Origin of the sequence: Pedobacter petrophilus, from assembly GCF_009674725.1 — a bacterium.
Classification (GTDB): Bacteria; Bacteroidota; Bacteroidia; order Sphingobacteriales; family Sphingobacteriaceae; genus Pedobacter; species Pedobacter petrophilus.
This window is the reverse complement of the sequence record NZ_WKKH01000087.1, coordinates 1-7,433: the sequence shown is the minus strand read 5'-3', so window position 1 is coordinate 7,433 and position 7,433 is coordinate 1. Positions and strand designations below refer to the sequence as shown.

At 44.2% G+C, this 7,433-nt stretch carries 7 protein-coding genes and 1 pseudogene; 7 read left to right on the top strand and 1 reads right to left on the bottom strand.

All coding sequences use genetic code 11. The annotated features are described in order from the left end of the window. The first annotated feature begins 83 nt into the window (after window positions 1–83). The 7 genes and pseudogenes from GJU39_RS22755 (at window position 84) to GJU39_RS22720 (ending at window position 6,848) form a co-directional block, all read left to right on the top strand. Window positions 84–365: a hypothetical protein gene (locus GJU39_RS22755; protein WP_154283292.1), complete on the top strand. Its 282-nt coding sequence runs from the start codon at window positions 84–86 to the stop codon at window positions 363–365. A gap of 9 nt (window positions 366–374) precedes the next feature. Next, window positions 375–1,805 carry an anion permease gene (locus GJU39_RS22750; protein ID WP_154283291.1) on the top strand — a complete coding sequence of 477 codons (1,431 nt, stop codon included), beginning with the start codon at window positions 375–377 and terminating at the stop codon, window positions 1,803–1,805. A 92-nt stretch (window positions 1,806–1,897) separates the two neighbouring features. Then, a complete protein-coding gene (locus GJU39_RS22745) occupies window positions 1,898–2,566 on the top strand; it encodes a succinate dehydrogenase cytochrome b subunit (protein ID WP_154283290.1) in 669 nt (222 codons plus the stop codon). Beyond that, a complete protein-coding gene (locus GJU39_RS22740; RefSeq protein ID WP_154283289.1) occupies window positions 2,563–4,473 on the top strand; it encodes a fumarate reductase/succinate dehydrogenase flavoprotein subunit in 1,911 nt (636 codons plus the stop codon). Before GJU39_RS22745 ends, GJU39_RS22740 begins: the two co-directional genes overlap by 4 nt. A 24-nt stretch (window positions 4,474–4,497) precedes the next feature. Beyond that, window positions 4,498–5,244, top strand: coding sequence for a succinate dehydrogenase/fumarate reductase iron-sulfur subunit (locus tag GJU39_RS22735; protein ID WP_154283288.1), 747 nt, complete (start codon window positions 4,498–4,500; stop codon window positions 5,242–5,244). A 4-nt stretch (window positions 5,245–5,248) separates the two neighbouring features. Beyond that, window positions 5,249–6,057: pseudogene (locus tag GJU39_RS24365) on the top strand (DUF6544 family protein). Window positions 6,058–6,077: 20 nt separating this feature from the next. Next, the gene (locus GJU39_RS22720; RefSeq protein ID WP_154283285.1) at window positions 6,078–6,848 is read left to right on the top strand and encodes a YoaK family protein; all 771 of its coding nucleotides are present in this window, start codon (window positions 6,078–6,080) and stop codon (window positions 6,846–6,848) included. Window positions 6,849–7,249: 401 nt separating this feature from the next. On the opposite strand, the gene GJU39_RS23695 is transcribed toward GJU39_RS22720, so the two are convergent. After that, a partial coding sequence (locus GJU39_RS23695) for a hypothetical protein (protein ID WP_209437721.1) occupies window positions 7,250–7,433 on the bottom strand: 184 nt, incomplete at its 5' end.

Sequence of the window (7,433 nt, the reverse complement as noted above, 5' to 3'; positions counted from 1 at the left end):
AGCGGATGAAGAGTTCAGCACTCATTCATCCGCTTTGCAAAAACAGACTATTTTAAGTCCACTTTTTCAGTGCCCTCTACCAGATGCAGGGGTTTTATTTCTTTCCAACCCTGCGCTATAACCACGAAAGCCGAAGGCTGCGTGCAATAGAATTCTCTTGCAGATATGAATATTTCGATGAGAACTACAAGTTGGCGAGTAATCCCCGTCAGACCCTGATTCCCAATGTATCCCTGATTTTTGCCGATGACTTTTATGCAGCCGTTCAGTTTGGTATAGCAATAGATAAGTTCAAAAACCAGGTGCCATTAACTACAACCTACAACCACAGTCTGGGCTATGTCCAGTTACAAATACGCTTTTAAAACAATATTATGAAAGAGATCAATTTTAAATCGCTTATCATCACCCTTGTGGTCGGTGTAGCCATCTGGTTTATTCCCGTGCCCGATGGGGTAAAGCCCAATGCCTGGCATTTGCTCGCTATTTTTGTAGCAACCATTGTCGGCATTATTTCCAAAGCAGCAACCATGGGTACTATGGCGATCATAGGTATCACCCTTTGTGCCGCGACGCAGGTTTTAGCGCCAGGGGATCCGACAAAATCCATACTGAATGCACTGAGTGGCTTTGGCAACTCCACCATCTGGCTGATAGGCCTGGCCTTTTTTATTGCCCGGGGATTTATCAAGACCGGCCTTGGAACCAGGATTGCCTATAGTTTTATCAAGATTTTTGGAAAAAGTCCCCTTGGCCTTGCTTATGGACTCAATACAGCCGATCTTATTTTAGCTCCAGCAATTCCCAGTAATACTGCAAGGGCGGGAGGGGTGATCTTTCCGATCATGAAATCCATTGCGGTAAATATGGGTTCTATTCCCGAGAAAGCGGAAACACACCGGAAAATCGGCGCATTTCTTACCTTAAGCAGTTACAACGCGAATATGATCACCTCGGTCATGTTTCTGACCGCGACAGCCAGTAATCCTATGGCACAAAAATTCGCTAAGGATCTTGGCGTAACCATTACCTGGGGAAGCTGGGCTATTGCGGCGCTGGTTCCCGGTTTGGTCTGCTTTCTCTTGGTTCCGATATTTTTGTACAAGGTATTTCCACCTGAGCTAAAAGAAACCAAGGAAGCGCCCGCCATTGCAGCCAAGCAGTTGAAGGAAATGGGACCGATGACAATCAAAGAATGGCTTATGGTTGCAACATTTTTTATTCTGCTCGTGCTTTGGATCTTTGGAAACCTGTTCGCTATCGATGCCACAACTGGAGCATTAATCGGACTTTGTATTCTGCTTTTATGCGGCGTGCTTACATGGGAAGATGTGAAGTCAGAAAAAGGGGCATGGGATACCATTGTATGGTTTTCTTCCCTTGTGATGATGGGATCCTTTTTAAATTCATTGGGCTTTATCGGTTGGTTTGGCAACCTGGTCGGCGGACAGATGGCACATTTGAGCTGGCAACTTGCTTTTCCAGTGATCATTCTGGTTTATTCTTACTGCCATTATATGTTTGCCAGCGCAACAGCGCAGGTTGCAGCCATGTACTCCGTTTTCCTAGCGGTAGGTATTGCAGTTGGCGTACCGGGAACTATGCTTGCTATTTTCTTGGGTGCCTGCGCTTCCTTAATGGGTTCACTTACCCATTATGGCCACGGTCCTGCACCAATATTTTTCGGGAGTACTTATGTTGATTTAAAGGACTGGTGGAAACAAGGCTTTTTTATGAGCGTATTGTTCTTACTGGTTTGGTTCCTGGTTGGTGGATTATGGTGGAAAGTCATCGGGCTTTGGTAAACAATCAGTTTGTAAGACTTAAAACTATAGAAACAGACTTGATAGGACTAGAGTAATCAAAAGTTGTATCCAACAAATAAAAAATATAATACATGAAACAGACGACATTAACATACAAACTGGTGATGGCAGCAACGGGACTATTCCTCTGCTTATTTCTGGTGATCCATCTGCTGGGAAACCTGCAGCTGTTATTGCCTGAATCTGAGGCTCGGGAACAGTTCAACTGGTACTCGCATCTGCTGTCGGGAAATATTCTGATCAAAATTATCTCCTATGTACTTTATCTTTCGCTGATCGGACATGCAGTTTATGCACTTGTCATCACCAGGAAAAATATCAAGGCTAATGGCAGCAAGTATGTTTACGATAAGCGCAGTCAGGTCAGTTCATGGAACAGCCGGAACATGGGAATATTAGGCACTATTATCCTGATTTTTCTGGTTATCCACTTTAAGGATTACTGGTATGTGTACAAGTTCGGCCATTTGCCATTGGACGCAAAAGGGAATAAGGACCTGTATTCCATCGTAGTCAGATCATTTCAGCAAGGCTGGTATATCATCATTTATGAACTTTCCTTTGTTGCACTCGGATTCCATCTTTTGCACGGATTTTTCAGCGCATCAAGAACGCTCGGCCTTTATCATCCCAAATATGCAAAGTTGGTAAGGGCTATCGGATGGATCTATTCTTTAGTGATCACCCTGGGCTTTATGCTGATTCCGCTTTACATATATTTTAATCTCAACGTATTATGATAGACGCTAAAATTCCTGCCGGTGAACTTGCCGATAAATGGAACAATTATAAGGACAGCTCAAAACTTATAAACCCTGCCAACCGTAAAAAGCTCGATATCATTGTTGTTGGTACCGGGCTTGCAGGTTCTTCCTGTGCGGCAACACTGGCAGAGCTAGGCTATAATGTGAAATCTTTCTGCTTTCAGGATTCTGCCCGAAGGGCACATTCTGTCGCGGCGCAAGGAGGAGTGAACGCGGCAAAGAACTACAAAAATGATGGAGACAGCGTTTACCGCATGTTCTATGATACGATTAAGGGGGGAGATTTTCGCTCACGAGAAGCTAACGTTTACCGCCTGGCTGAGTGTTCGCTGGCACTTATAGATCAAGCGGTAGCTCAGGGTGTGCCATTTGCCCGGGAATATGGAGGTTACCTGAACAACCGCTCCTTTGGCGGCGTGCAGGTATCCAGGACTTTTTATGCTCGCGGACAGACCGGTCAACAGCTGATGATCGGCGCCTATCAGGCACTGATGAGACAGGTGTCGGCAGGTAAGGTGAAAACCTACACCCGCCATGAAATGCTTGAGCTGGTATTAATCGATGGAAAAGCCCGTGGTATCATTGCCCGTAATCTGGAAACAGGGGAAATCGAACGCCATGCAGCCAATGCGGTTGTCCTTGCCACGGGCGGCTATGGAAAGGTATATTATCTTTCTACCCTGGCCATGGGCTGCAACAGTTCAGCAATTTGGATAGCACACAAGAAAGGCGCTTTCATGTCGGGGGTCAGCTGGATTCAGTTCCATCCAACCTGTCTGCCACAGATCGGTGAGACCCAGTCCAAGCTCACCCTGATGTCCGAATCCCTTCGCAATGACGGGCGGATCTGGGTGCCCAAAAAAGCCGGTGATGAGCGGGTGCCAAACGATATACCCGAAGAGGAAAGGGATTATTATCTGGAAAGACGTTATCCTACTTTCGGTAACCTTTCACCACGAGACATCTCTTCAAGAGCAGCAAAGGAAAGGATTGATGCCGGTTGTGGAGTTGGGCCGATGAAAAATGCAGTCTGTCTTGATTTTTCAAAAGCGATCAGGGAACAGGGAAGGGACAAGATCGAGGAGAAATATGGCAACCTTTTTAGGATGTACGATAAAATAAATGGTGTTGATGCCTATAAAGAGCCAATGCTGATTTCTCCCGCTGCACACTTTACAATGGGCGGTCTGTGGGTGGATTATGATCTAATGACCACTATTCCCGGGCTTTTTGCCTTAGGCGAGGCTAACTTTTCAGATCATGGAGCCAACAGGTTGGGCGCTAATTCGCTGCTCCAATCCTGTGTGGATGGTTATTTTATTGCTCCATACACCATCCCGAATTATCTTTCTGGCGAACTGAAATCAGAAAAGGTAACTACCGACCATCCTGCCTTTATCGATGCAGAGAATAATGTAAGAGAACAGCTGAGTAGGTTTTTAAACCTAAAAGGGCATCTTTCTGCCGATCATTTTCACAAGACACTAGGCAGGCTGCTCTACGATAAGTGCGGACTTTCCAGAACGAGACAAAGCCTGGAAGAGGCCGTTGTTGAAATCAGGGCTCTTAAAAAATCATTTGCTCATGAGCTGAAGATTACAGGAGATAACGGCGTGAATTCTGAGCTGGAAAAGGCGGGACGGGTTTCTGATTTTCTCGAACTCGGTGAACTGATGTGTCATGATGCCCTGCAAAGGGAAGAGTCCTGCGGGGCGCACTTCAGGGAAGAATATCAGACAACCGATGGTGAAGCCGTACGTAATGATAAGGATTTCTGCTACGTGTCGGCCTGGGAATGGAAAGGTGAAGGGGCTGAGCCCGAACTGCACAAGGAACCATTGGTTTTTGAGACAGTACAGCTTACTGTTAGGAGTTATAAATAGTTAATCACTAAGAAATTTATTGTTATGAAATTATATCTGAAAGTCTGGCGTCAGGAGCATAGGGAATCAAAAGGAAATATGGTAAGCTACGAAGTTGACGGGATCTCTGAGCACATGTCCTTCCTGGAAATGCTTGATTTATTGAATGAAAGATTGATCAGCAAAGGGGAACGGGTCATTGAATTTGACCACGATTGCAGAGAAGGAATCTGCGGCGCATGTGGCATGATGATCAATGGTAGGGCCCATGGACCCCTCACGGGAACAACCACATGCCAGTTGCATATGAGAAGTTTTAAAGATGGGGAAACCGTTTATATTGAACCTTTCCGTGCGGCGGCTTTCCCAGTGTTAAGGGATTTGAAAATTGACCGCTCTGCTTTTGACCATATCATACAGTCAGGTGGTTATATTTCAGCATCTACAGGTCAGGCACCCGAATCAAATAGTATTCCTATTGCCCACGAAGTGACCGAAGCTGCTTTTGATGCAGCGGCCTGTATAGGTTGCGGTGCCTGTGTGGCGACCTGCAAAAACTCAAGTGCGGCTCTGTTTACTTCTGCCAAGATATCCCATCTGGTACTTTTGCCACAGGGAAAATTGGAATCCGCTGACCGCGTAATTAAAATGGTCGGGCAGATGGATGCCGAAGGTTTCGGACATTGTTCCAACACTGAGGCTTGTGAGGTAGAATGCCCTCAGGAGATATCAGTTCTGCACATCGGGCGGATGAATTACGAGTATAATAAAGCAATGGCATTAAGAAAATAAGGAAATGATCATCTCTGTCTACCTGGTAATTGCCGTCTTAGTTTTGTATTCACTTTTTGTACTACTATCCAATTGGCGCTATAAAACTCAGCTTAACAGGTTGTTCTCTCTTAGGGATAAATCTGCGGCCAAGGTTTTTAACTTTGGTCAACTTTCAGGCCTTCCCTCGCCGGTTGAGAAATATTTCAGACTGGTGCTTAAAGAAGGATCAATTTACCCCGGGACAATTCGTTTAAAACATGGTGGCCAGTTCAAAACCGCTCTGGATAAGGCATGGATCCCGATCCGTGGCGAACAATATTTTACCACGGTGCCAGCTGGATTTATCTGGAAGGGCAACACTGCTTTATTCAGCACGAGGGACATGTATATCAATGGTAAGGGGAAACTGGAGGTCTTTCTGTTTGATGCACTGAGAGTTGTTAACGGCAGGGCGAGAAATTCGATAATGGAGAGTTGCTGAGGTGGTTGGCGGAAAGTGTATGGTTTCCGACAAATTTTCTGCAGGATCAAAATAGAATGTGGTTTGCAATTGATTCTAAAAACGCGAGGCTTGAGGTCAATGTGAATGGAGTAGACTTAAATTATCTAGTATCCTTTAATGAAAGGGATGAGATTGTAACATTATCGACCAAAATATATATGAATGATGTTCTTCAAACCTGGGTAATCAGTCTTTCGGGTTACAGAGAAATCAATTCCGTTATCATTCCCGTATTAGCTGAGGCCAGTTGGATAGTAGATGGGAAAAAATTTCCTTACGCCAGGTTTGATGTCGAAGAAATAGAATACGATAGGCTATTTCGTTTTTAATTAATACCAGGAAATTATCCATGCTGAGACATTTTGGAGTGAAGAGAACCTATTCGCACAACCTGAAACTGGCGGTGTTGTTGAGCATGACTGCAGGTTTTGTGAATGCAGCTTGGTTTCTGGGCTTTTCTGCGCTGACCACAAATGTTACCGGACATGCCGCGCTTTTTGCAGAAGGTATTGCTAGGCAGAATTGGTCAATGGCCAAGCTAGTAGCAACATGGATGGTACTCTTTCATGCCGGAGCTTTCACTAGCAGCCTGATTGTAACCAAGATCGGTCATAACGCCAGGTTTTCTTTTGCCATTTCTATCGTTTTAGAGACTTTGATACTGCTTTTTTGTACGCTTTCACCATGGATAAAATATTTGGGTTTTTCGGGTAATTTTTTTGCAGGGAGTCTCCTTTTTGCAATGGGGATGCAGAATGCATTGGTTTCGGTAATTTCAGGTTCCGTTGTTCGCACCACACACCTTACCGGAACATTCACGGATCTGGGGATAGAGCTTGCGCAGCTCAGGACGGATAATTATGCAGCACAGGGTGAGCTACGTTCCAAAATCAAACTCAGGGTTTCCATAATCCTTTGCTTTATGCTTGGTGCACTATCGGGCGCTTATCTTTACACCTTTATAAGTTTTAGATCGCTTTTGATTCCGGTAATGTTGCTGTGCGTTACTTTGCTTTATGATGTATTCCGTCTAAATATCAAAAGATACTACTCCAATTTTCGCTATTGTAGGAAAGATAAGCATCTGTTAAGATCAGGCAGGGGAAACGAAAGGGCGTAAATAACATTTACCAGGTATAAATACCTACCTTTAATCACATAATTTTCTTATTGCCCTTCTTTTTCACAAGGACAAATCATTCTGTTTTTTTCGATCGATAAGATTGATCTTGCCCAATAGACAATACAGTAATTTAAAATGAAAAACCCCGAATACACTATAGCCATCGGTGCGTCCGCTGGTGGATTGGAGGAAATCAACTCCTTTTTCGACCACACCCCGCTCGACGGTGTTTCTTATATTGTCGTATAGCACCTCCCGGCCGACTTTAAAAGCAGGATAACCGAAATGCTTGCCAAACATAAACGCTAATGATTTTAAGTTCGAACTATATGTCGCTGTTAATCAGTTGTTAATTAGTCGACCCTTAAAAACTATATAACTATTTGATTTACAGTTATTTAAAATAATATTTGGCATAATTTTTGCATTAAAATATGCAAGAAATGAGTATTTTCTTTTTCAAACCTTGCAAATTTTTTCGATATGTTGGCTAAGAAAGTAGTAGATGGATATTCTGGCAATATTGACCCCAGTAATGCACCATACTGACCCCCCTCGGGGATTTGGCCTGTCATAGCTGAC

Excerpts from the sequence above, each read along its gene's own strand:
- GJU39_RS22735 (WP_154283288.1), top strand. The coding sequence starts at position 4,498 with ATGAAATTATATCTGAAAGTCTGGCGTCAGGAGCATAGGGAATCAAAA.
- GJU39_RS22740 (WP_154283289.1), top strand. The coding sequence starts at position 2,563 with ATGATAGACGCTAAAATTCCTGCCGGTGAACTTGCCGATAAATGGAAC.
- GJU39_RS22745 (WP_154283290.1), top strand. The coding sequence starts at position 1,898 with ATGAAACAGACGACATTAACATACAAACTGGTGATGGCAGCAACGGGA.
- GJU39_RS22720 (WP_154283285.1), top strand. The coding sequence starts at position 6,078 with ATGCTGAGACATTTTGGAGTGAAGAGAACCTATTCGCACAACCTGAAA.
- GJU39_RS22750 (WP_154283291.1), top strand. The coding sequence starts at position 375 with ATGAAAGAGATCAATTTTAAATCGCTTATCATCACCCTTGTGGTCGGT.
- GJU39_RS22755 (WP_154283292.1), top strand. The coding sequence starts at position 84 with ATGCAGGGGTTTTATTTCTTTCCAACCCTGCGCTATAACCACGAAAGC.